The sequence below is a fragment of the Allobosea psychrotolerans genome (genome assembly GCF_002917105.1).
In the GTDB taxonomy this organism is placed as follows: domain Bacteria; phylum Pseudomonadota; class Alphaproteobacteria; order Rhizobiales; family Beijerinckiaceae; genus Allobosea; species Allobosea psychrotolerans.
In genome coordinates, this window is record NZ_PQFZ01000015.1 from 76,527 (window position 1) to 100,612 (window position 24,086).

Annotated in this window: 25 protein-coding genes and 1 pseudogene; 13 read left to right on the top strand and 13 right to left on the bottom strand. The window is 63.5% G+C overall.

What is annotated here, in order from left to right:
* Positions 1–33 precede the first annotated feature (33 nt).
* Both CYD53_RS21685 and CYD53_RS21690 read left to right on the top strand, forming a co-directional pair.
* Complete coding sequence (locus CYD53_RS21685; protein WP_103720175.1) at positions 34–489, top strand: tripartite tricarboxylate transporter TctB family protein; 456 nt, start codon at positions 34–36, stop codon at positions 487–489.
* 1 nt (position 490) lies between these two features.
* On the top strand, positions 491–1,993 hold the full coding sequence (locus CYD53_RS21690; RefSeq protein ID WP_103720176.1) for a tripartite tricarboxylate transporter permease: 1,503 nt from the start codon (positions 491–493) through the stop codon (positions 1,991–1,993).
* Positions 1,994–2,233: 240 nt separating this feature from the next.
* Here the strand turns inward: CYD53_RS21690 and CYD53_RS21695 are convergent, their stop codons facing one another.
* The 8 genes from CYD53_RS21695 to CYD53_RS21730 form a co-directional block, all read right to left on the bottom strand.
* A complete protein-coding gene (locus CYD53_RS21695) occupies positions 2,234–3,220 on the bottom strand; it encodes an aldo/keto reductase (RefSeq protein WP_103720177.1) in 987 nt (328 codons plus the stop codon).
* Between the two features lie 38 nt (positions 3,221–3,258).
* Entirely contained in the window at positions 3,259–4,788 is a 1,530-nt protein-coding gene (locus tag CYD53_RS21700) for an acyl CoA:acetate/3-ketoacid CoA transferase (RefSeq protein WP_103720178.1), read from the bottom strand.
* On the bottom strand, positions 4,785–5,252 hold the full coding sequence (locus CYD53_RS21705) for a MaoC family dehydratase (RefSeq protein ID WP_103720179.1): 468 nt from the start codon (positions 5,250–5,252) through the stop codon (positions 4,785–4,787). The genes CYD53_RS21700 and CYD53_RS21705 overlap by 4 nt, the downstream gene beginning before the upstream one ends.
* A 74-nt stretch (positions 5,253–5,326) precedes the next feature.
* Positions 5,327–6,112 carry an amino acid ABC transporter ATP-binding protein gene (locus tag CYD53_RS21710; protein ID WP_103720180.1) on the bottom strand — a complete coding sequence of 262 codons (786 nt, stop codon included), beginning with the start codon at positions 6,110–6,112 and terminating at the stop codon, positions 5,327–5,329.
* A 63-nt stretch (positions 6,113–6,175) separates the two neighbouring features.
* Positions 6,176–7,021: a transporter substrate-binding domain-containing protein gene (locus tag CYD53_RS21715; RefSeq protein WP_181011972.1), complete on the bottom strand. Its 846-nt coding sequence runs from the start codon at positions 7,019–7,021 to the stop codon at positions 6,176–6,178.
* Between the two features lie 37 nt (positions 7,022–7,058).
* The gene (locus CYD53_RS21720) at positions 7,059–7,709 is read right to left on the bottom strand and encodes an amino acid ABC transporter permease (protein WP_103720182.1); all 651 of its coding nucleotides are present in this window, start codon (positions 7,707–7,709) and stop codon (positions 7,059–7,061) included.
* Between the two features lie 6 nt (positions 7,710–7,715).
* Positions 7,716–8,384 (bottom strand): amino acid ABC transporter permease, encoded by a 669-nt coding sequence (locus CYD53_RS21725; RefSeq protein WP_103720183.1) that lies wholly within the window; start codon positions 8,382–8,384, stop codon positions 7,716–7,718.
* A gap of 42 nt (positions 8,385–8,426) precedes the next feature.
* On the bottom strand, positions 8,427–9,245 hold the full coding sequence (locus CYD53_RS21730; RefSeq protein ID WP_210202403.1) for a shikimate dehydrogenase family protein: 819 nt from the start codon (positions 9,243–9,245) through the stop codon (positions 8,427–8,429).
* Between CYD53_RS21730 and CYD53_RS21735 the strand changes: the two genes are divergently transcribed.
* Positions 9,217–10,170 (top strand): IclR family transcriptional regulator, encoded by a 954-nt coding sequence (locus CYD53_RS21735; protein ID WP_210202404.1) that lies wholly within the window; start codon positions 9,217–9,219, stop codon positions 10,168–10,170. The two genes, CYD53_RS21730 and CYD53_RS21735, sit on opposite strands and share 29 nt — an antisense overlap.
* Position 10,171: 1 nt before the next feature.
* Complete coding sequence (locus CYD53_RS21740; protein ID WP_103720185.1) at positions 10,172–10,948, top strand: IclR family transcriptional regulator; 777 nt, start codon at positions 10,172–10,174, stop codon at positions 10,946–10,948.
* 349 nt (positions 10,949–11,297) lie between these two features.
* On the opposite strand, the gene CYD53_RS21745 is transcribed toward CYD53_RS21740, so the two are convergent.
* Positions 11,298–12,056: an SDR family NAD(P)-dependent oxidoreductase gene (locus CYD53_RS21745; RefSeq protein WP_103720257.1), complete on the bottom strand. Its 759-nt coding sequence runs from the start codon at positions 12,054–12,056 to the stop codon at positions 11,298–11,300.
* A 183-nt stretch (positions 12,057–12,239) separates the two neighbouring features.
* Here CYD53_RS21745 and CYD53_RS21750 point away from each other — a divergent pair, with 183 nt between their 5' ends.
* The 7 genes and pseudogenes from CYD53_RS21750 to CYD53_RS21780 all read left to right on the top strand — a co-directional run.
* Positions 12,240–13,499 carry an extracellular solute-binding protein gene (locus CYD53_RS21750; RefSeq protein ID WP_103720186.1) on the top strand — a complete coding sequence of 420 codons (1,260 nt, stop codon included), beginning with the start codon at positions 12,240–12,242 and terminating at the stop codon, positions 13,497–13,499.
* 36 nt (positions 13,500–13,535) lie between these two features.
* Positions 13,536–14,468, top strand: coding sequence for a carbohydrate ABC transporter permease (locus CYD53_RS21755; protein WP_103720187.1), 933 nt, complete (start codon positions 13,536–13,538; stop codon positions 14,466–14,468).
* Positions 14,461–15,312, top strand: a complete 852-nt coding sequence (locus CYD53_RS21760) for a carbohydrate ABC transporter permease (protein WP_103720188.1) — start codon at positions 14,461–14,463, stop codon at positions 15,310–15,312. The genes CYD53_RS21755 and CYD53_RS21760 overlap by 8 nt, the downstream gene beginning before the upstream one ends.
* A gap of 46 nt (positions 15,313–15,358) precedes the next feature.
* Entirely contained in the window at positions 15,359–16,456 is a 1,098-nt protein-coding gene (locus CYD53_RS21765; protein WP_103720189.1) for a Gfo/Idh/MocA family protein, read from the top strand.
* 143 nt (positions 16,457–16,599) lie between these two features.
* Positions 16,600–17,241: a ThuA domain-containing protein gene (locus tag CYD53_RS21770; protein ID WP_103720190.1), complete on the top strand. Its 642-nt coding sequence runs from the start codon at positions 16,600–16,602 to the stop codon at positions 17,239–17,241.
* Complete coding sequence (locus CYD53_RS21775) at positions 17,241–18,290, top strand: LacI family DNA-binding transcriptional regulator (protein ID WP_103720191.1); 1,050 nt, start codon at positions 17,241–17,243, stop codon at positions 18,288–18,290. The genes CYD53_RS21770 and CYD53_RS21775 overlap by 1 nt, the downstream gene beginning before the upstream one ends.
* Positions 18,291–18,371: 81 nt before the next feature.
* A pseudogene (locus CYD53_RS21780) lies at positions 18,372–18,617 on the top strand (hypothetical protein); the annotation flags it as partial.
* 278 nt (positions 18,618–18,895) lie between these two features.
* Here the strand turns inward: CYD53_RS21780 and CYD53_RS21785 are convergent.
* Genes CYD53_RS21785 through groES form a run of 3 tightly spaced genes read right to left on the bottom strand, consistent with a single transcriptional unit; the run spans position 18,896 to position 21,251 of the window.
* Positions 18,896–19,198 carry a DUF982 domain-containing protein gene (locus CYD53_RS21785; RefSeq protein ID WP_103720193.1) on the bottom strand — a complete coding sequence of 101 codons (303 nt, stop codon included), beginning with the start codon at positions 19,196–19,198 and terminating at the stop codon, positions 18,896–18,898.
* A 59-nt stretch (positions 19,199–19,257) separates the two neighbouring features.
* Positions 19,258–20,883 carry a chaperonin GroEL gene (groL, locus tag CYD53_RS21790; RefSeq protein WP_103720194.1) on the bottom strand — a complete coding sequence of 542 codons (1,626 nt, stop codon included), beginning with the start codon at positions 20,881–20,883 and terminating at the stop codon, positions 19,258–19,260.
* A 53-nt stretch (positions 20,884–20,936) separates the two neighbouring features.
* On the bottom strand, positions 20,937–21,251 hold the full coding sequence (groES, locus tag CYD53_RS21795; RefSeq protein WP_103720195.1) for a co-chaperone GroES: 315 nt from the start codon (positions 21,249–21,251) through the stop codon (positions 20,937–20,939).
* Between the two features lie 257 nt (positions 21,252–21,508).
* Here groES and CYD53_RS21800 point away from each other — a divergent pair, with 257 nt between their 5' ends.
* Positions 21,509–21,778, top strand: a complete 270-nt coding sequence (locus CYD53_RS21800) for an usg protein (RefSeq protein ID WP_103720196.1) — start codon at positions 21,509–21,511, stop codon at positions 21,776–21,778.
* Between the two features lie 349 nt (positions 21,779–22,127).
* On the opposite strand, the gene CYD53_RS21810 is transcribed toward CYD53_RS21800, so the two are convergent.
* Positions 22,128–22,775, bottom strand: coding sequence for a TetR/AcrR family transcriptional regulator (locus CYD53_RS21810; RefSeq protein ID WP_103720197.1), 648 nt, complete (start codon positions 22,773–22,775; stop codon positions 22,128–22,130).
* A 110-nt stretch (positions 22,776–22,885) separates the two neighbouring features.
* Between CYD53_RS21810 and CYD53_RS21815 the strand changes: the two genes are divergently transcribed.
* On the top strand, positions 22,886–24,076 hold the full coding sequence (locus tag CYD53_RS21815) for an HlyD family secretion protein (RefSeq protein ID WP_103720198.1): 1,191 nt from the start codon (positions 22,886–22,888) through the stop codon (positions 24,074–24,076).
* The last annotated feature ends 10 nt before the right edge of the window (positions 24,077–24,086 follow it).

The window sequence follows — 24,086 nt, forward strand, 5'->3', positions numbered from 1 at the left end:
CGCAGCCATTCCGCCGGTTCGCCAGGAGGCTCCATGAAAGTCAAATTCGCCGGAAACCAGGATGCCATCGCCGGGCTGATTTTCATCGCGCTCGGCACGATCGGCTTCGTCATCGCGCTCAAATACAGCTTCGGCAATTCGGTCGAGATGGGGCCGGGCTATTTCCCGCGCGTGCTCAGCATCCTGCTCATCGGCTTTGGGTTGTTGACCCTCGTCCGGGGCTTGCGCGACGGTGTCGCGATGGAAGGCATCTGGGCCTGGCTGCCGCTGCTCTTCATCACCCTGTCGATCATGCTGTTCGGCGCCGCGATCGAGCGGCTGGGGCTCGCCCCGGCCGTGATGCTGCTGATCGCGGCCTCCGCCTATGCAGGGCACGAATTCAGACTGCGCGAAGTCGCCGTGCTGGCCGTCGTGATGGCGGTCTTCGCCACCGCCGTCTTCGTCTGGGGCCTGCGGTTGCCTTACCCGCTCTTCGCCTGGAACCTCTGAGATGGACGTTCTCGACCACATCATGCTGGGTTTCGGCGTCGCAATGTCGCTGCAGAACCTGGCCTATTGCTTCCTCGGCGTGCTGCTTGGCACGCTGATCGGTGTCCTGCCCGGCGTCGGTCCGCTCGTCACCATCTCGATGCTGCTGCCGATCACCTTCGGCCTGCCGCCCGTGGCATCGGTCATCATGCTGGCGGGCATCTATTACGGCGCGCAATATGGCGGCTCGACCACGGCGATCCTCGTCAACCTTCCGGGCGAGACCTCCTCGGCCGTGACCTGCCTCGACGGTTACCAGATGGCGCGACAGGGCCGCGCCGGCGCGGCGCTCGCGATTGCGGCGCTGTCCTCCTTCGTCGCCGGCTGCATCGGCACGATCCTGATCGTCGCGCTCGGAGTGCCGCTGGCCAGTTGGGCCCTGCGCTTCGGTGCGGAAGACTATTTCGCGCTGATGCTGCTCGGGCTCGTCGCAGCCTCGGTTCTCACCCATGGCGATCTCGTCAAGGCGCTCGCCATGGTGGTCTTGGGACTGCTGATCGGCCTCGTCGGAACGGATGTGAATTCCGGCGTGGAGCGATACACGTTCGGCCTGCCCGAGCTTGCCGACGGAATCGGGTTCACGGTGCTGGCGGTGGGCATCTTTGCGGTCTCCGAGGTCGTCACCAACCTCGAGCAGAAGGAGACGCGCGAGGTCTTCACCAAGAGCATCGGCGGGCTCATGCCGAGCTGGAGCGACATCAAGACGGCCTTCCTGCCCACCTTGCGCGGAACCGCGATCGGCTCCTTTTTCGGGATCCTGCCGGGGACCGGCCCCTCCATCTCGTCGTTTTCCGCCTATATGGTCGAGAAGAAGCTGGCCCGCGATCCCTCGCGCTTCGGGCGAGGAGCGATCGAGGGCGTTGCAGCGCCCGAAGCAGCCAATAACGCGGCCGCACAGACCGCCTTCATTCCCATGCTGACCCTGGGCATTCCGGGCACCGCGACAATGGCGCTGATCCTGGGTGCGCTCGTCATGAACGGCATCCAGCCCGGCCCCTCCGTGATGGCGCGCAGTCCCGAGCTGTTCTGGGGCGTCGTCGCCAGCATGTTCATCGGCAACGCCATGCTGGTGGCGCTCAACCTGCCGCTCGTAGGCATCTGGGTGAAACTGCTGACGATCCCCTATCGCTGGCTTTTCCCGGCCATCATCCTGTTCTGCGCGCTCGGCAATTACAGCCTGAACAACAGTGCGATCGACGTCTATCTCTGCGCCGCGGTCGGCATTCTCGGCTATGTCTTTTCCAAGCTGAAATGCCCGCCGGCACCGTTGATCCTGGGCTATGTCCTCGGGCCGATGATGGAGGAGAACATCCGCCGTGCACTGCTGCTGTCCGAGGGCGATCTTTCGATCTTCTGGAAGAGCCCGATCAGCGCGATCTTGCTGGTGATCTCCGCCCTGCTGCTGGTCAGCATGATCCTGCCGGCGATACGGGCCAAGAAGGAGCAGGCCTATGCCGAAGGGTGAGCGCGACATTCCATTCGCTTCGTGAACGCGCCAACTCCGGAAGCGCTCCCTTCCAGTGACGGACGAGGTCATCGCTGCCTCGTATAGTCGTCGGGGAGTGAGCTGTCCGAGCTCCGTTTACAGGTTCGATAGGAGGGGGCGCCGGCAGACTCTGGGGTGTCCTCTGAAATTTAACTCAATGGTCAAGTTTCAGGAGGCCGAGCTCGACCGCACGTACAGCCTTGCGGCCGGCAGCATCGATCACTCGTATCCGGACAGGAGATGGGGCGTGTAGAGTTCCTCCAGCGATTGGATTTCCTCTCCGCTCAGCCTGACGTCCATGGCGGCGAGCGCATCGTCGAGCTGGTGCATCTTGGTTGCGCCGACGAGCGGAGACGTGACGCCTTTCTTGTGAAGCAGCCAGGCCAGTGCGATCTGCGCGCGTGGAATGCCGCGCGCCTCCGCGATCTCGCCGACGCGGCCGACGACCATGCGGTCCGCCTCCTGGGCTTTCGCGTAGAAGGCCTTCCCGACCTCATCGGCTGCGGCGCGCGCCGTGGACGGCGCATCTTCCCAGGGGCGGGTCAACCGCCCTCGCGCAAGCGGCGACCACGGGACGACGGCGATCCCTTCCGAGATGCAGAGCGGGAGCATCTCCCGTTCCTCCTCGCGATAGAGCAGGTTCAGGTGGTTCTGCATCGAGACGAAGCGCGCCCAGCCGTGCTGGCGCTGCAGCCCCAGCGCCTTCATGAACTGCCAGGCATACATCGAGGATGCGCCGATATAGCGTGCCTTGCCTGCGCGAACGACGTCGTGGAGCGCCTCCAGCGTCTCCTCGATCGGCGTCTCATAGTCCCAGCGGTGGATCTGGTAGAGATCGATGTAGTCGGTGCCCAAGCGCCGCAAGCTGGCATCGACCTCCGAGAAGATCGCCTTTCGCGACAGGCCGAGCCCATTGGCATCGGGCCGCATGCGACCATACACCTTCGTGGCGATGACGGCGGCGTCCCGGGTCGTGAACTCCCGGATGGCGCGGCCTAGCACCTCCTCACTCGCGCCGTCCGAGTAGACGTTGGCCGTGTCGAAGAAATTGATGCCGGCCTCGACCGCCCGTCGAAAGAACGGCTGTCCCTCGGACTCGGTCATGACCCAGCTATGGTTGCCCTTGGACGGATCTCCATAGCTCATGCAGCCCAGGGCGATCCGGGAGACTTTCAGCCCGGTGCTTCCCAGATTTCGGTATTCCATTTGGCCGCGGCCCCTTCTCAATCATGCGGATCCGACATTCAGTCGGCGAATATGGCCTGATCCATGACCTTTGGATCTCGCGGCATGAGCGGCGCGAAATCCATCCGGTCGAGGATATCGCGACGGATGTCGATACCAGGCGCGACCTCGTCGAGCCGCAGCCCCTCATCCGTCAGCCTGAAGACCGCCCGCTCGGTGACGAAAACGGCCTCATGCCCGCGCTTCAGAGCCTGGCGACCGGAATATGTGATCTGCTCCACCTGGCTCACGAGCTTGCGCACGTTGCCGTGACTGTGGATGGAGAGCTTTCCGTCGCCGATGGTGATAGTCCCGCCCTTGGCGTCGAAGGTGCCGCAGAACACCACCTTCCTGGCGTTTTGGGCGATATCCATGAACCCGCCGGGCCCCACGGTCAGGCCGCCCAATTTGGAGACGTTGACGTCGCCGACCGCATCGAGCTCGCCGAAGCCCAGGAAGGCGGTGTCGAGTCCGCCACCTGCATAGAAGTCGAACTGCGACGGTCCGTCGATCATCGCAGAGGCGCTTCGTGCGAATCCGAACAGCAGCCCGACGAGGAGTGCGCCGCCATAGGTGCCGTGCTCGATGGTCTGGTAGTAGCGCCCGACCTCGCCCCGCTCGGCGACCATCTTGGCGACGCCTTCGCCGATGCCGACGCCAAAGTTGATGACGTCGCCATCCCGAAGCTCCTGATAGGCGCGCCGCGCGATCAGCGTGCGGATGTTGAGCGGCTCGGGCGGGTCGATGATGACCGGCCCGCGTCTCTCCCCGGAGATCAGGGGATCGTAGGGCAGGTCATAGCTCATGCGTTGATCGGGATCGACCACGACCGCATCGACGATGGCGCCGGGAACGCGCACGGAGCGGGCTGGAAGCGAATTCAGGTCGACCGCCGTGCGGACCTGCGCGATGACGATGCCGCCCGAGTTATGGGCCGCGAGCGCGGCCGCGTAGACATCGACGTTCGCAGCTTCCTGATCCAGGCTGATATTGCCGTCGGGATCCCCGAAGGAGCCGCGGATGATGGCGACGTTGATCGGGAACGACTTGTACCAGAGGAGTTCCTGGCCGCCGATCGTGACGACCTCGACGAGGTCCTCCCTGGCGGCGCTGTTCATCTTGCCGCCCTGGTGGCGTGGATCGACGAAGGTGCCAAGGCCGACATGGGTGAAGAGGCCCGGTCGCTTGCCGCCGATCTCGCGGTACAACTGCATGACGCAGCCGCTCGGAAGGACATAGGCTTCGATCTTATCGTCCCGGGCCATTTCCTGCATCTTGGGCGACCAGACCCAGTGCCCGCCGATCACGCGCTTCACCAGGCCCTCATGGGCAAAGTGGTTCATTCCCTCGCTCTTCTTGTCGCCGATGCCGAGTGCGTGGACGACGTTCAGATTGCGCGGATAACCGGTCGACAGGAACCGCCGCGATACCGCGCGAAAGGTATGCGTCGCCTCCATGAGGCCGCCGCCGCCGCCCACGAGCGCGACGGTGTCGCCATCCTTGATCAGCCCGACGGCGGCCTCGGCGCTCATGAATTTGTTGCGGGTCATTGGACGGGCTCCAGGCTCTCCGCTGAGCGCCTCGGCACCATGAGCCGATGTTCGCCCTCTTGAACGACCTCGCCGCGCTGGTTGATCAGTTCGATCGCGATGAACAGGATGCCCATGTCGCTCCGGCTTTTCGGGATGCGCATCTCGGCCACCCTGAACTTCACCTGCAGGGTGTCGCCGATCTGGATCGGTTTCTTGAAGTTCCAGGTCCAGCCCAGGGCGATGCCGTCTCTGAAGAAGCCTGACTGGACCTTGAGCCCGTCGGTCAGGGAAAGGCCCATGAGACCATGAGCGATGCGGCCGCCGAAGACCGTCGACTGCGCGTAAACCTCGTCCATGTGGACGGGGGAGAAGTCCCCGGCCACGCCGGCATAGGCGAGAACGTGTCCTTCGGTGACCGTCACGCGGGGCGTGAGTTGCTCGTCCCCCACCTTGATCTCGTCATAGAGTTTGCCGGGAAGCATGATGATGTCCTCGCGATGCGTCGCCGTCGCGCGGCTGTTGCGCGACTGGTCTGGCGTCTTTGAAACGGGTTGGGTCAGTGATGGAGCAGTTGGCCGAGGAAGGCCTGTGTCCGCGGATTCTTCGGGTTGGCGAAGAAGGGGCCGGGCCTGTCGCTTTCGATGATCTCGCCGCGGTCCATGAAAATGACCCGGTCCGCGACGCTTCGGGCAAAGCCCATTTCATGCGTGACGCACAGCATCGTCATGCCGTCCTCGGCGAGACCGACCATGGTGTCGAGAACCTCCTTGACCATTTCGGGGTCGAGCGCCGAGGTCGGCTCGTCGAACAGCATCACCTTGGGGTTCATGCAGAGCGCACGCGCGATGGCGACGCGCTGCTGCTGCCCGCCGGACAGTTCGGCGGGATATTTCTCCGCCTGCTCTGCGATGCGCACGCGCTCCAGATAGGTCATCGCGAGCTCGGCGGCGCGATTCCTGGCGATGCCGCGCACCCTCATCGGGGCGAGCATGCAGTTCTCCTTCACCGTGAGATGGGGGAAGAGGTTGAACTGCTGGAACACCATGCCGACTTCGCCGCGCACGGCGTCGATGCTCTTCTCGCCGTCGCCGAGGTCGAAACCGTCCACGACGATGCGGCCGCCCTGGTAGAGCTCAAGGCTGTTGATGCAGCGGATCAGGGTCGACTTGCCTGATCCCGAAGGGCCGCAGATGACGATCCGCTCTCCCCGCTGAACATCCAGGTCGATGTCCTTGAGGGCGTGGAACCTGTCGTACCACTTCTGCAAGCCGGAGATGGCGATGATCGGTGACGGCTCTGCAGCAGGCGCTGTCACGGTTGAGCCATAAGGCGCTAGGTTCATGTCGCAACTCTCAAAAACATGCGGGAGGGACGGCGGGCGGCAACTCGTCGCCCGCCATGGCCATCACTTCACCATCGAGATCGGCAGGGCGGCTTCGCCTTCGCCTGTGGTCGGCATCGCGGCGAGTTCGCCTCCGATCCACTTCTTGTAGAGGGCCTTGATCTCGCCGCTTTCGACCTTGCGCGCCACGAAATCGCTGAGGTAATTGGCCCATTCGCGCGAGGCCGGCCGAACCGCGAAAGCATTGAACGCGCGGGCGACGACGAACTTCTCCTCGTATTTTCCGGGACCGGCGACCTGCGCGATGTTGGGCACCTGGGTCGCCGCTCCGCCGATGACATCGACCTGCCCGGCGATCAGCGCCTGGACGGTGCTGGCGTCGTCATCGAACCTCTGAATGACTGTTCCGGCAGGGGCGGCCTTGGTCACCGCGATGTCTTGCGGCGTGCCGCGGGGAACGCCGACGCGAAGCCCCTTGAGATCATCCCAGCCTTTGATGCTCGCCCCGGTCTTGCCGATATAGATCGTGTCATTCGTCGTGTAGGGCCGCGCGAAGAGCACGACCTTCTGCCGGTCGGCGAAGATGCCCATCACGGCCGCCAGGACGTCCACCTGTCCGGTCAGGAGGGCGGCGACCCGGTTGCTCGACGTCACCGGCGTGACCTCGACCTTCACGCCGAGATCCTTCGCCAGCATCTCGCCGAGTTCGATGTCGAACCCTGTGAGTTTCCCGGCACCATCGGTGAAGCCCCATGGAACCTGCGCCACCTGGGATCCGATCTTGAGGACACCGCCCTTCTTGATGGACTCGACGGTCTGCGCGGCTGCACTGCCGAGGCTGAGCGGAGCGACGGCCAAAGCGAACGCCGCGCCCAAGAGCACGCCGCGAATGCGAGAGATCATTTGCATGTTTCCTCCTCCTTGCGGATCATTCCGCTTTGTTGATTTAGGTTTTTACTTGAAATCGCTTCTCGAGATTCATGCTGAAACGTGAGAGCGGAAAGCATATGATGAAGTAGACGATTGCCGCGAAGCCGTAGGCCAATAGAGGCTTGTAGGTCGTACTTGCTATCATCTGAGCCGACCGCGACAGCTCGACGAATCCGACGATCGCCGCGAGCGACGTTCCCTTGATGAGCTGAACGAGGAAGCTCACTGTCGGGGCGATCGAAATCCGCATCGCCTGCGGAAGGACGACGTCCCGCATCCGGTTGAAGTAGCTGAGGCCAAGCGCCTTGGCGGCCTCGGTCTGGCCCTTCGGGACGGCCTGGATCGAGCCGCGCCAGATCTCCCCGAGGAAGGCGCTCGCGTGGAGGGTCAGGCCGATGCTGACGGCCGTCCAGGGGCCGACCTTGTAGCCGAACACGGGCAGGCCGTAGAACACGAGGAAGAGCTGCATCAGCAGCGGCGTGCCCTGGAAGAAGTCGATATAGCTTCCGGCGATCCGCTGCAGCCAGGATCTCTCGGAGGTCCGCATCAGGGCGATGGCGAGCCCAACGATGCCACCGCCCGCGAAGGCCACCAGAGACAGCATCACCGTCGACTGGACGCCGGCCAGGATCGACAGGATCTCGGAAAGGCCGAATTGCCTGATCATGACGCCTCACTTCACCGGATAGGAGAAGTAGGCGCGATCGACAGCCTTGAAGATGTGGGCGAAGCCCAGCGCCATCACCAGGTACAGCACCGTGGTGACGACATAGATCTCGAAGCTCCTGAAGGTCAGGGTATCGATCGACTGGGCGATCGAGGTCAGCTCTTCCGCCGAGATCGACGAGACGATGCTCGTGGTGAGGAGCGCGAGCACGAACTGGCCGGAGAGGGCCGGGAAGATGATCCGAAGCGCCGGCTTGAGGACGATGTAGCGGTAGACCTGCAGCCGCTTGAGCCCGAGCGCGGCTCCGGCCTCGAACTGTCCGCGCGAGATCGCGTCGATGCCGCCGCGGATGACCTCGGCCGAGAAGGCTCCACAGTTCAGGCTCAAGGCGAGGACTGCGGCGCTCCAGGGCTGGAAGCTGATGCCTATCGCCGGCAGGCCGAAGTAGATGAAGAAGACCTGGACGAGAAAGGGTGTGTTGCGGATCGCCTCGACATAGGTCGTGGCGGTGAGGCGCACCCACGCGACCGTGCTCTGCTTGGCGAGAGCGGTCACGATGCCGATCGACAGTCCCGCCAGGATGGCGATCGTCGACAGCAGGACCGTCAGCCAGCACCCGCGCAGGAACTGCTCCCAATACGGCAGGAGCACCGAGAAATCGAATTCGTAGGTCATGCTTCCTCCAGGCGTCCCCGCTTTGCGTGGGGATCGTTGTTCTTATGGAATGCGGAAAAACTCCCGGTAGAGCTCCACTTGGTTGGTCAGCATGTGGATGCCGGGGTGTGTCGGGAGCCCGATTTCAGCCGCCGCTTTCAGCAGCCGTGTTTCCGCCGGCTTCATGATGATGTCGGCGACGACGGCTGTCGTAGACAACAAGCCCGGGTCGAACGGCAGCGGATCAGTGTCCGCGAGGCCAAGCGGCGTCGCGTTGACGACGATATCGCTCCGGGAATCCGGAACTGCCGCCAACGAGATCCGGCCGGGCCACTTGTTCGACAAGCGATCGACAAGACGTCCGGCGCGCTCGGCGGAGAGGTCGGTCACATGGAGCCGCCGGGCTCCGGCCATCATCAGAGCCACGGCTACCGACACGCCGGCGCCACCGGCGCCGACGAGGCTGACGACCTTTCCAGCGGGGTCATGGCCAGCGATCTGCAGACCGCGCACGAACCCTGTGCCGTCGAAATTGTCGCCACGCCATGAGCCATCGGGTTCACGGCGCAGCGCGTTCGCCGAGCCGGCAAGCGTCACAGCCTCGCTGGCGGTGTCGATCTGATCGCAGACGGCAAATTTGTGCGGCACAGTCACCAGGATCCCGTCGAGGTTGGCGATCTGTTTCAGCCCGGCAAGAACGGTCGACAGGTGCTCCGGCTTCACCTCGACCGCCGTCAGAACGGCGTCGCAGCCACGGTCGAGGAACAGCGAGTTCATCAATTCGGGAGCCATGACCTGGGCGACAGGATTCCCGATCACGGCGAACAACCGCGTCGTGCCCGAAGGGCAGGGGATGCTGGAGCGGCCCGTCAGCGCGTTCACTGCGGTCTCGTCTCTGATTGGAAAATCGCTTGCACGGACCATCGCCATCAAAACTGGAATTCATTCCACTATGGACGTCGTTCCATGTTTGTCAACGCGCGTGACACTGCATTCCAATTGGAATACGTTCCATTGTGGAACGGAGGCGCCGATGGACAGGGCTGTCGCAATCGTTGAACTCTTGTCGCGGCATGCATCCGGCCTGCCCTTGATGACGATTGCCGATGGTCTTGCCATTCCTCGGAGTGCCACGCATCGCCTGCTCGGCGACCTGCGTGATGAGGGATATGTCAGACAGGACTACGAAGGTGGCGCCTATCGCCTGACCGCGAAGATCGTCGCGCTGGGGTTCGCCTATCTGGCGGCGGCCGGAGCAACCAGCCTGGTCCAGCCCGTCCTTGATCGCCTGGCTGAAGAGACCGGTGAACTCGTCACCTTGGCCGTCATCGACGCCGGGCGGCTGATCAGGCTGGCGAAGGCTCAAGGCGCGCGCAGGGGGCTGCTCTACAATCCCGATGAAGGGGCGGAGGTCTATCTCGCGGCGACGTCCAACGGACATGCCTGGTTGTCGTGTCTCGACGACGAAGAGGTCTTGCAGCTCGTCGCGAAGCAGGGGTTCAAACGAGAGGGTTACGGCCCCAACGCGCCGCGCTCGCTCAAGGAGCTCCTCGAGTTCGTCGAACGCGCTCGCGTCGCCGGCTGCGCCAAGATCTTCGAGACCTATGAGGCAGGCACCGCGGCGGTGGCTGTCCCGATCTTCCGGGCTGACGGGGCCGTGCCGATCGGCACCGTCAGCGTCGCGGGACCCTGTATCCGCATGACTGAGAGCATGATGGATCGCATCACTCCGGCTCTCGTCGATGCGGCAAGCGAGATCGGACTGAAGGGCGCGGGTCTCCCGATCTTCGATCGAGCGGAGCATTAGGATGTCGAGCCGGATCCGTGCCCTGGCCATCCTGGAGCTTCTCGCCCAGTTCCCCTCAGGCCTTGCCCTGCGGGACATCGCGGCGCGCCTTGCGATTCCGGTCTCTGCTACGGACCGCCTTCTCGCCGGCCTCGCCGATGGCGACTTTGTCACCATCGACCAAGGCTCCGGCCTGATCCGGCTTCGCGTCAGGCTCGCTGCGCTTGGGCTGGCCTATCTCGGAGCGAGCGGGATCACGGATCTCGTGCAGCCCATTCTCGACGATCTCGCCAAGCGGACCGGGGAACTCGTCAGGCTCGCCGTTGTCGAAGGCGATCGCCTGACATGGGTTGCGAAGTCGCAGAGCACCCGCAGCGGCCTGTTCTATACGCCCGATACCGGTACGGAGGTGTATCTTCCCGCCACAGCCAACGGCCAGGCTTGGCTCGCCTGCCTGCCGAACTCCGAGGTTCAGCGCCTCGTCGAGAAGCAAGGCATAAAGACGTCTGGCGTTGGCCCCAACGCTCCCAGCGATATCGACGCCCTGCGCTCCCAAATCGAAATAGCGCGGGCACAGAACTTCGCCACCGTGACCGAAGCCTACGAGATCGGAACATCCGCCATCGCCACTGCGATACGGCGAAGAGGGCAGGGCACGCCCGTCGGCACGGTCAGTGTGGCCGGTCCTACGATCCGCATGACGGCATCGCGGATGGCAGAGATCAGCCCGTGGCTTCTGTCCAGTGCGGAGGAGTTGGGAGCGGCTTCTGCTTCCTCCCCGCTCTTCGCCTTTTCCTGAAGCTTATCTGGACGCTGGCCTATAACATCGTGCGCGTAATATTTGCCCATATCTAGAGGGTGGGGCGTTTCTTGAGTTCTCGGCTGGCTTCGAGGGAACTTGCTGCTCCTTCGGGGAGACGCGGGTTGGGTCGTGACTGGAGAGGGAGCGTGCAGCGTTTGAGAGACGACGCCCGAATGAGGACGGCGCCTGCAACAAGAAACGCGCCGGGAGGCGATGGGTCACCGTGTGGCCAGTATGGTCGCCTACGAGGTCTAAGACATCACAACGGGTAGTGTACGTAAGCTGAAGGGGTAGTCCTGGAGAATTTCCTTCACGCGAAGCGGTGTCCACTTCTCCCGAAAACGCTCTAGACCCATCCGCCATCCACGACATAATGCTGCGCGGTGCAGGCTGACGCTTCATCCGATGCGAGGAATACGGTGAACTTCGCCAGTTCGTCCGGCGTCAGCCGGCGCTTGAGACATTGCCGCCGCATCAGCTCGGCCTCGCTTTCCGGCGTCAGCCATTTCTCGATCTGTCGCTCGGTCATGATCCAGCCGGGCGCGATGGCGTTCACGCGGATGTTGTAGGCGCCGTAATCCCGCGCCAGCGAGCGGGTGAGGCCGATCACGCCGGATTTGCTGGCGGTGTAGGCGGCCATGCCGCCTTGACCCGCCATCCAGGAGGTCGATCCGAAGTTGATGATGGCGCCGCCATTATTGGCCTTCATGTCCGGCAGCACCGCCTGCGCCGCGAAGAACTGGTGCTTCAGATTGACGGCTATCCGATCGTCCCAATACTCCGGCGTGACCTCCTCGGTCGCATGCCGCTCATCATGGGCCGCATTGTTCACGAGGATCTCTATCGGCCCATGGCGCGTGCGCGCCTGTTCGATGCCGGCCCGCAGTGCCGGGATGTCGGTCAGGTCGACAGGCTGGAAATGCGCCGCCAATCCAGCCGCGCGCAGGTCCCGCGCCAGCGCCTCGCCGGTATCGTGCATGATGTCGAACAGCACCACGGTCGATCCCTGCTCGGCAAATCGGCGCGAGATCGCCGCGCCGATGCCTGAGGCGCCGCCTGTGACCAGAACCACCTTGCCGGCAAGATCGCGATAGAGGGCAGCCATCATCAACTCCGACATGCATGGGCGCTGACCGCTCGGCCCGGTTCCGCCGGGAACGGCCAGTCAGTTGCGGAATGGACGAAAGCATTGGGCGAGCGGTCATGCAACGCATTTTCTGAGTTGCGTACCTCAGAATTTGAGTTAGGTTGGCGTCAACCCGCAGACAGACGGGACTGGGAGGATGCGATGCGATTTCTCACGAGGCTGGCGCTCGCCGCCGCAGGATTGACCTTGGCCGCCGGCGCGGCGGCCGCGCAGACCACCGTCCGCTGGCTCCATCTCGAGCAGAACCCCGCCCAGGTGAAGATCTGGGAGGAGGTCGCCCGGCGCTTCGAGGCCAAGAACGCCGGCGTCAAGGTCGAGATGCAGTTTCTGGAGAACGAAGCCTACAAGGCCAAGCTTCCGACCATCCTGCAGTCCAAGGACCGGCCGCACATCCTTTATTCCTGGGCCGGCGGCGTGCTCAAGGCGCAGGTCGAGGCAGGCGTGCTGGAGGACATCACGAACAGCGTGGGTGCCTACAAGGACAATCTGTCTGCGGGCGCGGTCGCGGCCTTCGCGATCGATGGCAAGCTCTACGGCCTGCCTTACACGGTCTCGCAGGTCGGGTTCATGTACAACAAGGACCTCTTCGCGAAGGCCAATCTCGACGGCGGCGCGATCAAGACCTGGGACGACCTCCTGGCCGCGGTGAAGACGCTCAAGGGGGCCGGTATCACGCCGATCGCCGTCGGTGGGCAGGACAAGTGGCCGCTGCATTTCTACTGGACGCATCTCGCGGTCCGGCTCGGCGGCAAGCCGGCTTTCGAGGCCGCGCTCAAGGGCCAGAATGGCGGCTTCGAAGGCGAGACCTTCCAGAAGGCCGGCGAGCTGATGAAGCAGCTCGTCGATCTCGAGCCGTTCCAGAACGGCTTCCTCGGTTTCAAGAACCAGCAGGCGCTCGGCTTCTTCGGCGACGGCAAGGCCGCGATGAACCTCGCGATCTCGAGCCACTCCGCGACGCAGCGCGCGCTGGCTGCCGACAAGAAGGGCATCTCCGAGGACAAGCTGGGCTGGTTCGACTTCCCGATGCCCGCCGGCGCCAAGGGCCGGCCGTCCGACACGCTTGGCGGCGTCAATGGCTGGATCATCACCAAGGGCGCGCCGAAGGAGGCGGTCGAATTCGTCAAGTTCTTCATCTCGGACGAGGTCCAGCGCGAGCTCGCCAAGCAGAACTTCATCATCCCGACCTTCAAGGGGGCGGAAGCGGCCCTGAGCGCCGCCTTCATGCAGAATGTGGCCAGGAACATCGCTGCGTCCCAATACCACCAGAACTTCTACGATCAGGATCTGGGTCCCTCGGTCGGCCGGGTGGTGAATGACGCGACGGCCGAGATCGCCGGCGGCTCGATGACGCCGAAACAGGCCGCCAAAGCGATCCAGGACGCGTTCAAGCAAGGCAATTGAGGCCGGCCCGGGCGCGTCAACCTGCGAGCGATACTGATGTCTCAGCACAGCGGCGCAGCCGTCATCCGCGGAAGACCTGCAGCCTCCGGCGCTCGCCGGAGAGCGGCGACCGACGGGCGCCTCGCCTCGCTCCTGCTGTTCCTGCCGCCGGCGCTGCTGCTGTTCACAGTGTTCGTGGTGCTGCCGATTGGCGAGGCAGCCTGGTATTCCGGATTCAACTGGAACGGGTTTGGCAGCCCGACGCGCTGGATCGGCTTCGACAATTACCGCTTCGTCTTCGACACGCGCGGCTTCGGCACGGCGTTTCGCAACAACCTGCTGATCATCGCGGTGTCGCTGGTGATCCAGCTGCCTCTGGCACTGACGCTGGGTCTCATGCTCGCCGACAAGTTTCGCGGCTCGGTGGCGCTGCGAATGCTGTTCTTCCTGCCCTATGTCCTGGCCGAGGTCGCGACCGGCCTGATCTTCAGCTTCATCTATGACGGCAATTACGGCCTGCTCGCATCGATCTATCGGGCTTTTGGGGCCGAGGCGCCGCATCTGCTCGCCAGCACGCAGACCTCGATGCTGGCCATCCTGGTCGTCGTCGTCTGGAAGTATTTCGGCTTCCACATGATGCTGTTCATCGCCGCGCTGCAGGGCATGGACCGAAACCTGGTCGAGGCGGCGCGGATCGACGGAGCCTCGCGCTGGCAGGTGCTGCGCCATGTGGTGATCCCCTTGCTGTACCCGACGATCCGCCTCTCGGTGTTCTTCGCCGTCGTCGGCTCACTGCAGCTCTTCGACCTCGTCATGCCGCTGACCCGGGGCGGGCCGGCCGACTCCTCCAACACGATGGTCACTTTCCTTTACAACCACGGCGTCTCGCGCATGCGCGTCGGCTATGGCAGCGCCATCGGCGTGATCCTGTTCGTGATCTGCGTGACCTTTGCCATCACCTACAAACGCTGGTTCATGCGCGATGAGTGACACGTCCATCGCTGGCCGCCGGCCGCTCGATCTCGTCCTGGTCTACAAGGTGCTGTTCCTCGCGCTGGTCGCGGCGTTCGTCGCGGTGCCGCTGCTGGCGACCTTGCTCGGCGGCTTCAAGACGCTCGGTGAGCTGCGCACCAATCCGTTCGGTCTGCCGGAGACCTGGGAGTGGCAGAACTACACGGGCATCCTGTTGTCCAAACGCTACTGGCAGTTGCTGTCGAACTCCTTCGTGATCGGGAGCTTCACCGTCGTCCTGACGCTGCTCGTGGCGTCGATGGCGGCCTTCGCCTTCGCTCACATCCATTTCTTCGGCAGCTCCATGCTGCTGAGCTATCTCACCATGGGACTGTTGTTCCCGGCCGCCACCGCCATCCTGCCGCTCTTCATCAAGGTTCGCGATCTCGGCCTGCTGGACAATTATTTCGGCGTCATCCTGCCTCAGGTCGCCTTCAGCCTGGCCATGAGCATCCTGCTCCTGCGGCGCTTCTTCAAGGATCTGCCCCACGAACTGCTGGAGGCTGCGCTCGTCGATGGTTGCAGCTACTTCGCCTTCTTCCGTCATGTGACGCTGCCTCTGTCGCGACCGATTCTCGCGACCGTCGGCACCATCACCTTCGTCCACAGCTGGAACAGCTACCTGCTGCCTCTGGTGATGCTGAATTCCGAACAGCTTTATCCCTGGCCGCTCGGCATCATGATCTATCAGGGCGAATTCTCGTCGGAATGGCACCTGATCCTGGCGTTCATCACGCTGACCCTGCTGCCGACGATCCTGCTCTTCATCTTTGCTCAGAAGCACATCGTCGCGGGCCTCACCGCTGGTGCGGTCAAGGGCTGAGCGCATCTCGAATAACCGGCCTCGGACATCACCTGTGGAGACAAGAATGCGCAAAGTCGGAATCGGCGTCATTGGCTGCGGCAACATCAGCACGAAATATCTCGAGGCGATCAGGCAGTTTCCGATGGTGGAACTCAAGGCCGTCGCAGACATGCGCAGCGCCGCGGCGGAGAAGCGCGGCGCCGAGTTCGGCGTGCCAGGGCTGCGCGTGGGCGAACTCCTCAAGCGCGACGACGTCGAGATCGTCGTCAACCTGACCGTGCCGCTCGCTCATACCGATGTCAGCCTCGCGGTGCTCAACGCCGGCAAGCATGTCCACTCCGAGAAGCCGCTGGGCATCAACACGCTCGAGGCCCGCAAGGTCATGGATCTCGCCGCCCAGAAGGATCTGCGCGTCGGCTGCGCGCCGGACACATTCCTCGGCGGTGGCCACCAGACCGCGCGGAAGCTGATCGACGACGGCGCGATCGGCACGCCGGTGGCCGGCAGCGCCTTTTTCGGCTGCCCCGGCCATGAGAGCTGGCATCCGGCGCCGGGGTTCTACTATCTGCGCGGCGGCGGCCCGATGCTCGACATGGGTCCCTACTACATCACGGATCTGGTGCAGTTGCTGGGGCCCGTGGCCGGCGTGATGGGTTCGACGGCGCGGCCGCGCTCCGAAAGGTTCGTCACCAGCCAGCCGATGAACGGCGCGCTGATCCCGGTCGAGGTCGAAACCCATGTTGCCGGGACGCTGGAGTTCGAGAGCGGCGCCGTGGTCTCGATCACGATGAGCTTCGACGTGCCTCAGCACACCCATTCGCCGATCGAGATCCATGGCGACAAGGCAAGCCTGCTGGTGCCCGATCCCAACAAGTTCGGTGGCGAGGTCAAGATCGCCAAGCCGCGGGGCAGTTGGGAATCGGTTACCCTTTCGCATGGCCATGCCGATGGCGAGTTCCGCTCGATCGGCGTTGCCGACATGGCCGCTGCGATCATCGCAGGCCGCCCGCATCGCGCCAGCGGCGCGCTCGCCTTCCACGTCCTCGAGGTGATGGAGGCATTCCAGAAATCGGCCGACGAGGGGCGCCGGATCAAAATCGAGAGCCGCGTCGAGAGACCGGCGCCTCTGCCCGCCGGGCGTACGACCGGCCAGATCGACTAGAGCAGGATGCGAAAAAGTGGGAACCGGTTCTTCGCGATCGAACCTGCTCTAACTCTTGGATGAGAGACGGGTTCAGATTTCAGACGGGATCACGAAGTGACCCCGTCTGAAATCATCCGGCTCTAGAACGAAGGATGACTGGAATGCGCAAGGCGATGATCGTATGGGGCGGCTGGGCGGGTCACGATCCCGATCTCTGCGCCTCGATGATGAGGGGCTGGCTGAAGGCCGAGGGTTTCGAGGTGCGCGTCGAGACCTCGACCGAGGCCTTCCTCGATCCCGCGATCCGCGATCTGTCCCTGATCGTGCCGATCTACACGATGTCGAAGATCGAGAAGCCGGAGGCGCTGGCGCTGTGCGATGCGGTCCGCGGCGGCGTCGGGCTGGCTGGCCATCATGGCGGTATGTGCGACGCGTTCCGCGATTCTGTGGACTACCAGTTCATGTGCGGCGGCCAGTGGGTTGCCCATCCCGGCAACATCATCGACTACAAGGTCGATATCATCAGGCCCGATGATCCGATCATGGCCGGGATCTCCGGTTTTGAGCACCGTTCGGAGCAGTACTATATGCATGTCGACCCCGCCATCGAGGTCTTGGCGACGACGCGGTTCAGCGGCGAGCATGCCTCCTGGATCGACGGCGTCGAGATGCCGGTCGTGTGGAAGAAGCGCTATGGGCAGGGCCGGGTGTTTTACTGCTCGTTGGGTCACCGCGCCTATGAGCTGGATCTGCCGGAGATACGCACCATGCTGACGCGCGGGATGCTCTGGGCGGCGCGATAATGGGGGCAGGAGAGACAGGGGTCATCGGCCGGGCGACGCTGGAGGATGTCGCGCGCGCCGCGGGCGTGTCGCTCGCCACTGCGGACCGCGTCGTCAACCGCCGCGACGGCGTGCGCGACAAGACGATCGCGCGGGTCGAGGCGGCCGTCTCCAGGCTCGGCTACCGGGCCGATCCCGCAGCGGCCCGTCTCGCCCGCAATCAGAACTTCCGCTTCCTCTTCGTGCTGCCCAGCGGAGCCAACAGCTTCATGACCATGCTGGCCGAGCAGGTCGCGCGCACCGCCGAGTGGCTGGCCGCCCAGCGCGCCTTCATCGATGTGGAGCATGTCGATGTCTTTGACGCCGATGCGCTGGCGCGCGTCCTCGAGGGCGTCCTGCCCGGCTATCACGGCGTTGCGACGATCGCGCTCGACCATCCGCGCGTGCGCGCCGCCATCGACGATCTCGCCGATCGCGGCGTCCCCGTCGTCACCTTGGTCTCCGACGTGCCGAGCGCGCGGCGGCTGCATTATGTCGGCATCGACAATCCCGCTGCGGGACGCACCGCGGCGACGCTGATGGGCCGCTTCCTGGGAGGCCGCCAGGGTGTCGTCGCTGTGATCGCCGGTTCGCTTTCGCTACGCGACCATGCCGAGCGCCTCTATGGCTTCAATCAGGTCATGGCGCGCGAATTTCCTGATCTGATCATGCTTCCGGCGGTCCAGGGGCGCGACGACAACGAGCAGACGCTGGCAGCGACAGAGGCCCTGCTGCGGCAGCATGCCGATCTCGTCGGTCTCTATAATGCGGGCGCCGGCAACCGCGGCATTGCAGCCGCGCTGCAGCAGGCCGGCCGTGCCCAGGAAATCGTCTGGATCGCTCATGAATTGACGCCGCATACACGGCGCTTCCTGCTGCACGGCGAGATCGACGCGATCATCAGCCAGGATCCAGGTCACGAAGCGCGCTCGGCGGCGCGCGTGCTGCTGGCATATTGCTCAGGAGATCGGCTGGTGGCGGATCAGGAACGCATCGGGATCGACATCTTCCTGCGGGACAACCTGCCCTGATCTGGGCGTCCAGGATCTTGGCGTCCATACCGAGATCGGCTCGGCCGGGCGATCTCTGCTGATCTTTCTCAGGCCGAGAAGCTCAAGATCGCGACGAACGCACCGCTCTTCCGCCGCATGGAAGAGGATATGAACGTCAATTGCGGCACCATCCTCGATGGTGAGGAGACCGGGCAACCGGCCGGCCAGCGCATCTTCGACCTAATCCTGAAGGTCGCCTCCGGTTCGCGCACGAAAACCGAAACGTTCGATTTCGGATCAGCCGGATTTGTGCCATGGCCGCTCGGCGTCACCGTCGAACGGCGGTTTCGCGTCCGCCGTTGCTGAACCTGCTAGAGCATTTTCGAGCGAAGTGGGCACCGGTTTAAGAAAATGCGATAAAATAAGGAGTTAGAGCATTTCAGCGATTCGGAGAAACGCGGAAATGCTCTAGGGGCGCTCGCAGCGCGACCTCGCCCGATCCAAGGCTTCGACAAAAATACGCGACCAGCGCGCAATTCAGGCGATCCGATCGCCGCTGCCGCTTCAGTGGCGACGCGATCGGTTCGATCAGGCAATCCAAGGCCGATCGGCTTTTCCTGTTCGTGTGCCCTGAGCTTCGGAAATCAATCACCGGGATGCGGATCGTTGCCCCGTCGCCTCTGGAAGGCCGTAAACGCCTTCAAATCAGGCGCCAGCAAATCATGTTTCTCCGCCAAGGCGACGAACAGACCCCGCGCTGTCTCCACTTCGATCTCGCCGGCAAGCGCAGCCTGGCAGGCCTTGAGTGCGAAGGTATAGCCAGCGTCCCGCGTAAACCCGGGATCATCGATGAGAAGCTGATACGCCTCGGTAAGAGACCGCACAGCTCTCGGAAAGCCCGGCCCGGTCAGGATGGTGACAGGGCGGGCGAACAAATCGGTGCGCATATCTTCCTCCCTTCCGGCTGGGAAAAAGGGCGCTGCGAGGAGCGCAGCGCCCTTCCTGTTCAAAAGTCCATGCCGCCGGCCGGCATCGGCGGAGCCGCCTCCTTCTTCGGCAGTTCCGCGATCATCGCCTCGGTGGTGATCAGCAGCCCGGCAACGGACGCCGCATCCTGGATCGCCGTGCGCACGACCTTGGTCGGGTCGATGATGCCAGCCTTGACCAGATCGCCATAGGTGCCGGTCTGCGCATCGTAGCCGTGGCTGTAGTCGCTCGACTCCAGCAGCTTGCCGATCACGACGGCGCCGTCGTCGCCGGCATTGTCGACGATCTGACGCGCGGGTGCGGTGATCGCCTTGCGGACGATCTCGATGCCCGTCTTCTGATCGTCATTGACCGGCACCAGAGCCTCGAGCGCCTTGACCGCCCGCAGAAGCGCAACCCCGCCGCCAGGCAGGATGCCTTCCTGCACGGCTGCGCGGGTCGCGTTCAGGGCGTCGTCGACGCGGTCCTTCTTCTCCTTGACCTCGACCTCGGTCGCGCCGCCGACGCGGATCACAGCGACGCCGCCGGCGAGCTTGGCCAGACGCTCCTGAAGCTTCTCGCGGTCGTAGTCCGAGGTGGTCTCCTCGATCTGCGCTTTGATCTGCGCAACGCGGGCCTCGATCTCCGTCTTGGAACCGGCGCCGTCGACGATCGTGGTGTTCTCCTTCTCGATACGCACCTTCTTGGCGCGGCCGAGCATTTGGAGCGTCACGTTTTCGAGCTTGATGCCGAGATCCTCGCTGATCGCCGTACCGCCGGTGAGGATCGCGATGTCCTCGAGCATGGCCTTGCGGCGGTCGCCAAAGCCCGGCGCTTTGACGGCCGCGATCTTCAGGCCGCCACGGAGCTTGTTGACGACGAGCGTGGCCAGGGCCTCGCCCTCGACATCCTCAGCCACGATCAGGAGCGGCTTGCCGGTCTGCACCACCGTCTCCAGCAGCGGCAGCATGGCTTGCAGGCCCGACAGCTTCTTCTCGTGGATGAGGATATAGGGGTCTTCGAGCTCCGCGATCATCTTCTCGGAGTTGGTGACGAAGTAGGGCGAGAGGTAACCGCGGTCGAATTGCATGCCCTCGACGACGTCGAGCTCGGTCTCGGCGGTCTTGGCTTCCTCGACGGTAATGACCCCCTCGTTGCCGACCTTCTCCATGGCCTCGGCAATCATCCGGCCGATGGCGCGGTCCCCATTGGCGGAGATGGTGCCGACCTGGGCCACTTCGTCGGACTTCGTGACCTTGCGCGAATTGCTTTCGAGCGAGTTGATCACGGTCGCCACGGCGAGGTCGATGCCGCGCTTCAGGTCCATCGGGTTCATGCCGGCGGCCACCGCCTTGGCGCCTTCCTTGACGATGGCCTGCGCGAGCACGGTCGCGGTCGTGGTGCCGTCGCCGGCGGCATCGTTCTGCTTCGAGGCCACTTCGCGCACCATCTGGGCGCCCATGTTCTCGAACTTGTCGGAAAGCTCGATCTCCTTGGCGACGGTGACGCCGTCCTTGGTGATGCGGGGAGCACCGAACGACTTCTCGATCACGACGTTACGGCCCTTGGGACCGAGCGTGACCTTGACGGCATTGGCCAGGATATCGACGCCGCGCAGCATCCGCTCACGCGCGTCCTGGGCGAATTTCACATCTTTTGCAGCCATAATTCCTCACTCCTTCAGACTTGAGGTTTCACGGTTGATCGGATCAGGCCCCGTCAGGCAGCCTGCTTCAGGGGCGTCGCGGCCTCGATGACGCCCATAATGTCGCTCTCCTTCATGATCAGGAGATCCTCGCCATCGAGCTTGACCTCGGTGCCGCTCCATTTGCCGAACAGCACGCGGTCGCCGGCCTTGAGATCGAGCGGAACGAGCTTGCCGGCCTCGTCGCGGGCGCCGGGCCCCACGGCGACGACTTCGCCCTCCTGAGGCTTTTCCTTGGCGGTGTCAGGGATGATGATCCCGCCCTTGGTCTTCTCCTCGGCGTCGATGCGCTTGACGACAACGCGGTCATGCAGTGGCCGAAACTTCATGAGTTCCTCCAATTTCCATGTCGGTCACAAACAAGGCGGGCTGGCCCTGTGCGAGCTGCGCGGCAATGACGCGCGAGCTCAAGGCACCTCGCCCGCGCGATGATTTGGTTTTGGAGAATTTCGGCTTCAAGAGGCTGGCAGCACTTTTTTTGATGGAGTGCTAACAGCCTGAAAAGGCGCCATAAATGAAACTTTTGGGCTTGCAGACACGTTGGTTCTGCGCTGCCATCGGGCAGGGCAGCTTCGGAGTTCGACACATGGCTTCACGCGACTTCGCGCGGCAGATCAGTGGCTACGGGTTGACGACCGCCGGCATCCTTTATCGACTGCCGGACCACCCCTCCATCCTGCAGGAATATATCTGGCAAGATTACGATCTCGCCCCGCGGTTCCCGGAATTGAACAAGTTCCTGGCCTTCTGGCAGGCCAAACTGGAAGGCGCGCTGTATCGCATCACGGTCAGCCATAATGAGTTGATCGGGCCGGCGGACCTGCGTGCAGTCGGTGGCGAGTTTCGCCTTCAGTGAGGTCGAAGGAGAGCGCCCCTTCGAGAGGGGCGCCAGCATTGAAGATTCAGGAGATGGCGGCGAGGATGATGCCGGTCGCAGCTGCCAGCATTGCCAACGCCTGAAGCTTGCCCGCATCGATGCCCTTTGAGCGTCATTTCAAGCAGCGGTGACCACTTCAGGGGCGATCCGCTGCGCTTGCCCGAGCGCATCGGCGCAAAAACCCCAGCCGCAGCGGAAGCTCGGGGCCAGGGTGGAGGTGTCAACCGGCATCCTTGAGGCCGAAGACCGGCTGCCCCGACATGAGCGCCGCTCGGCGATCCGGCTTGTCGAGGAACTGCGCGGGCGCGGATAGACGCTGCGGCGGATATTACGCCTTGCAGCCGTTGTAAAAGACGTCTGCGCACTGCCTTGCCCGAAGAGCAATCTCATCGCGATGCGGAGCGCCTCGCTGTGCCATCATGGCTGTGCGCTGCGGCTCCATGATCATCATGCCGCGGAGCAGCCCCGAGGTGATGTGGACGTCGTCAAAGCGCAGGAGACCTTTGTCCTTCTGCGTCGTCAGCCAGGCTTCAATGATGCCGTTCACGGGCACGATGGCTGATTGGTAGAAAGCCCTTGCGACCTCGGGAAACCGCTCGCACTCGCTGATGACGAGCCGCGTGATCGCGATGGTCTCCGGGCTCAGCGTCAGGACGCCGAATGCAAACAGGATGTGTTCAAGCGCGGCTCGCGGATCGAGATCGTCGCTGACGTCGTCGACCACATCGAGCAGGAAGCGGCCAATGCGGTCTTGGATCGTACGCTCGAACAACTCCGCCTTTGTGGCAACGAGCTTGTAGAGCGTCTTGGTCGAGACACCGGCGCGCTGCGCCACCGTCATGATGCTCGTACCGGCATAGCCCTTCGACTGAAATTCGCGATCGGCCGCTTCAACGATGAGATGCAGCGTGTCGGCATCGCACCGCTTCTGGGGGCGTCCGCGAGAACGCTTCACCGTCTCGTGATTTTGGCGCATGGATATTTTCCAAAATGTCGTTGACACAGCCAATATAAGGACTATTTGGAAAATAGCAATTTTCTAAATGACGAAACAGCCGATCGCGACGCCCAGTAGGAGCTGGATCGATGAGCACACATGAAGATCGCATCAAAGCCGAGCGCGCCATGCCTGGCGAGCGGGTTGTCCCGGTAACCACGGTTGAAAAGCCGGCTGATTCTGCTTTGTCGCCGCCGCCAGAGGAAAAAGCTCGCAGCAGCCACGTCCTGCGCCGCGTGGCGCTGGGAGGTGTCGCACTGATCGCGCTCGTCGGCATCGGCTATTGGGGTCATGGGTATTGGAACGTCGGTCGCTTTCAGATCTCGACGGACGATGCCTATGTGAAGGCCGACAGCACCACGATTGCTCCGAAGGTCTCCGGCTATATCGGCCAAGTGCTGGTCCGCGACAACGAACCGGTCAGGGCCGGCCAGGTTCTTGCCCGGATCGACGATCGAGACTTCCGCGTCGCGCTTGATCAGGCAAAGGCCGACGTCGAAGCAGCCCGAGCCGCCGTCGCCAGCAAGCTGGCCCAGCTTGAGGCCCAGCAGTCTGCGATCGATACAGCCAAGGCGACGGTCGAAGTCGACAAGGCAACTGCGAACTTCGCCGAGCAGGACAACGAGCGCTACGCCAACCTCGCCAGGACGGGCTATGGCTCCGTGCAGAACGCACAGGCGGCGGTCGCCAAAATCTCGGCTGCGCGTGCCGCGATCGATCGCGATGTGGCCTCGCTCGCCCAGGCACAAAAGCAGGTCGATCTGATCAAGGCCGACCTGGCCCAGGCAAGGGCTACGGTTTCCCATGACGAAGCCGTTCAGCGCCAGGCCGAACTCAACTTGTCCTATACCGCCGTTCTGGCCCCCGTCGACGGTATCGTCGGAAACCGGACGCTTCGGGTCGGCCAATATGTCCAGGCCGGCACGCAGTTGATGGCCGTCGTCCCCGTCGCGAACGCCTATGTCGTAGCGAACTTCAAGGAAACACAGCTGACCAATGTGAAGCCCGGTCAGAAGGTCGAGATCGAGGTCGACATGTTCCCGGGTGTCGCGGTGGAGGGGCATGTCGACAGCATCGCTCCGGCCAGCGGCCAGGAATTTGCCCTGCTTCCGCCCGACAATGCGACCGGCAACTTCACCAAGGTCGTCCAGCGCGTTCCGGTCAAGATCGTCCTCGATTCCGGCCACAGCCTTGCTGGCAGCCTGCGACCTGGCATGTCGGTCGTTCCGACCATCGACACCAAGATTTCCAAGAACAATTCAGTGGCGGACGCGCGGTAATCCGCGCGCC

Excerpts from the sequence above, each read along its gene's own strand:
- CYD53_RS21685 (WP_103720175.1), top strand. The coding sequence starts at position 34 with ATGAAAGTCAAATTCGCCGGAAACCAGGATGCCATCGCCGGGCTGATT.
- CYD53_RS21690 (WP_103720176.1), top strand. The coding sequence starts at position 491 with ATGGACGTTCTCGACCACATCATGCTGGGTTTCGGCGTCGCAATGTCG.
- CYD53_RS21695 (WP_103720177.1), bottom strand. The coding sequence starts at position 3,220 with ATGGAATACCGAAATCTGGGAAGCACCGGGCTGAAAGTCTCCCGGATC.
- CYD53_RS21700 (WP_103720178.1), bottom strand. The coding sequence starts at position 4,788 with ATGACCCGCAACAAATTCATGAGCGCCGAGGCCGCCGTCGGGCTGATC.
- CYD53_RS21705 (WP_103720179.1), bottom strand. The coding sequence starts at position 5,252 with ATGCTTCCCGGCAAACTCTATGACGAGATCAAGGTGGGGGACGAGCAA.
- CYD53_RS21710 (WP_103720180.1), bottom strand. The coding sequence starts at position 6,112 with ATGAACCTAGCGCCTTATGGCTCAACCGTGACAGCGCCTGCTGCAGAG.
- CYD53_RS21715 (WP_181011972.1), bottom strand. The coding sequence starts at position 7,021 with ATGCAAATGATCTCTCGCATTCGCGGCGTGCTCTTGGGCGCGGCGTTC.
- CYD53_RS21720 (WP_103720182.1), bottom strand. The coding sequence starts at position 7,709 with ATGATCAGGCAATTCGGCCTTTCCGAGATCCTGTCGATCCTGGCCGGC.
- CYD53_RS21725 (WP_103720183.1), bottom strand. The coding sequence starts at position 8,384 with ATGACCTACGAATTCGATTTCTCGGTGCTCCTGCCGTATTGGGAGCAG.
- CYD53_RS21735 (WP_210202404.1), top strand. The coding sequence starts at position 9,217 with ATGCTGGAGCGGCCCGTCAGCGCGTTCACTGCGGTCTCGTCTCTGATT.
- CYD53_RS21740 (WP_103720185.1), top strand. The coding sequence starts at position 10,172 with ATGTCGAGCCGGATCCGTGCCCTGGCCATCCTGGAGCTTCTCGCCCAG.
- CYD53_RS21745 (WP_103720257.1), bottom strand. The coding sequence starts at position 12,056 with ATGGCTGCCCTCTATCGCGATCTTGCCGGCAAGGTGGTTCTGGTCACA.
- CYD53_RS21750 (WP_103720186.1), top strand. The coding sequence starts at position 12,240 with ATGCGATTTCTCACGAGGCTGGCGCTCGCCGCCGCAGGATTGACCTTG.
- CYD53_RS21755 (WP_103720187.1), top strand. The coding sequence starts at position 13,536 with ATGTCTCAGCACAGCGGCGCAGCCGTCATCCGCGGAAGACCTGCAGCC.
- CYD53_RS21760 (WP_103720188.1), top strand. The coding sequence starts at position 14,461 with ATGAGTGACACGTCCATCGCTGGCCGCCGGCCGCTCGATCTCGTCCTG.
- CYD53_RS21765 (WP_103720189.1), top strand. The coding sequence starts at position 15,359 with ATGCGCAAAGTCGGAATCGGCGTCATTGGCTGCGGCAACATCAGCACG.
- CYD53_RS21770 (WP_103720190.1), top strand. The coding sequence starts at position 16,600 with ATGCGCAAGGCGATGATCGTATGGGGCGGCTGGGCGGGTCACGATCCC.
- CYD53_RS21775 (WP_103720191.1), top strand. The coding sequence starts at position 17,241 with ATGGGGGCAGGAGAGACAGGGGTCATCGGCCGGGCGACGCTGGAGGAT.
- CYD53_RS21785 (WP_103720193.1), bottom strand. The coding sequence starts at position 19,198 with ATGCGCACCGATTTGTTCGCCCGCCCTGTCACCATCCTGACCGGGCCG.
- groL (WP_103720194.1), bottom strand. The coding sequence starts at position 20,883 with ATGGCTGCAAAAGATGTGAAATTCGCCCAGGACGCGCGTGAGCGGATG.
- groES (WP_103720195.1), bottom strand. The coding sequence starts at position 21,251 with ATGAAGTTTCGGCCACTGCATGACCGCGTTGTCGTCAAGCGCATCGAC.
- CYD53_RS21800 (WP_103720196.1), top strand. The coding sequence starts at position 21,509 with ATGGCTTCACGCGACTTCGCGCGGCAGATCAGTGGCTACGGGTTGACG.
- CYD53_RS21810 (WP_103720197.1), bottom strand. The coding sequence starts at position 22,775 with ATGCGCCAAAATCACGAGACGGTGAAGCGTTCTCGCGGACGCCCCCAG.
- CYD53_RS21815 (WP_103720198.1), top strand. The coding sequence starts at position 22,886 with ATGAGCACACATGAAGATCGCATCAAAGCCGAGCGCGCCATGCCTGGC.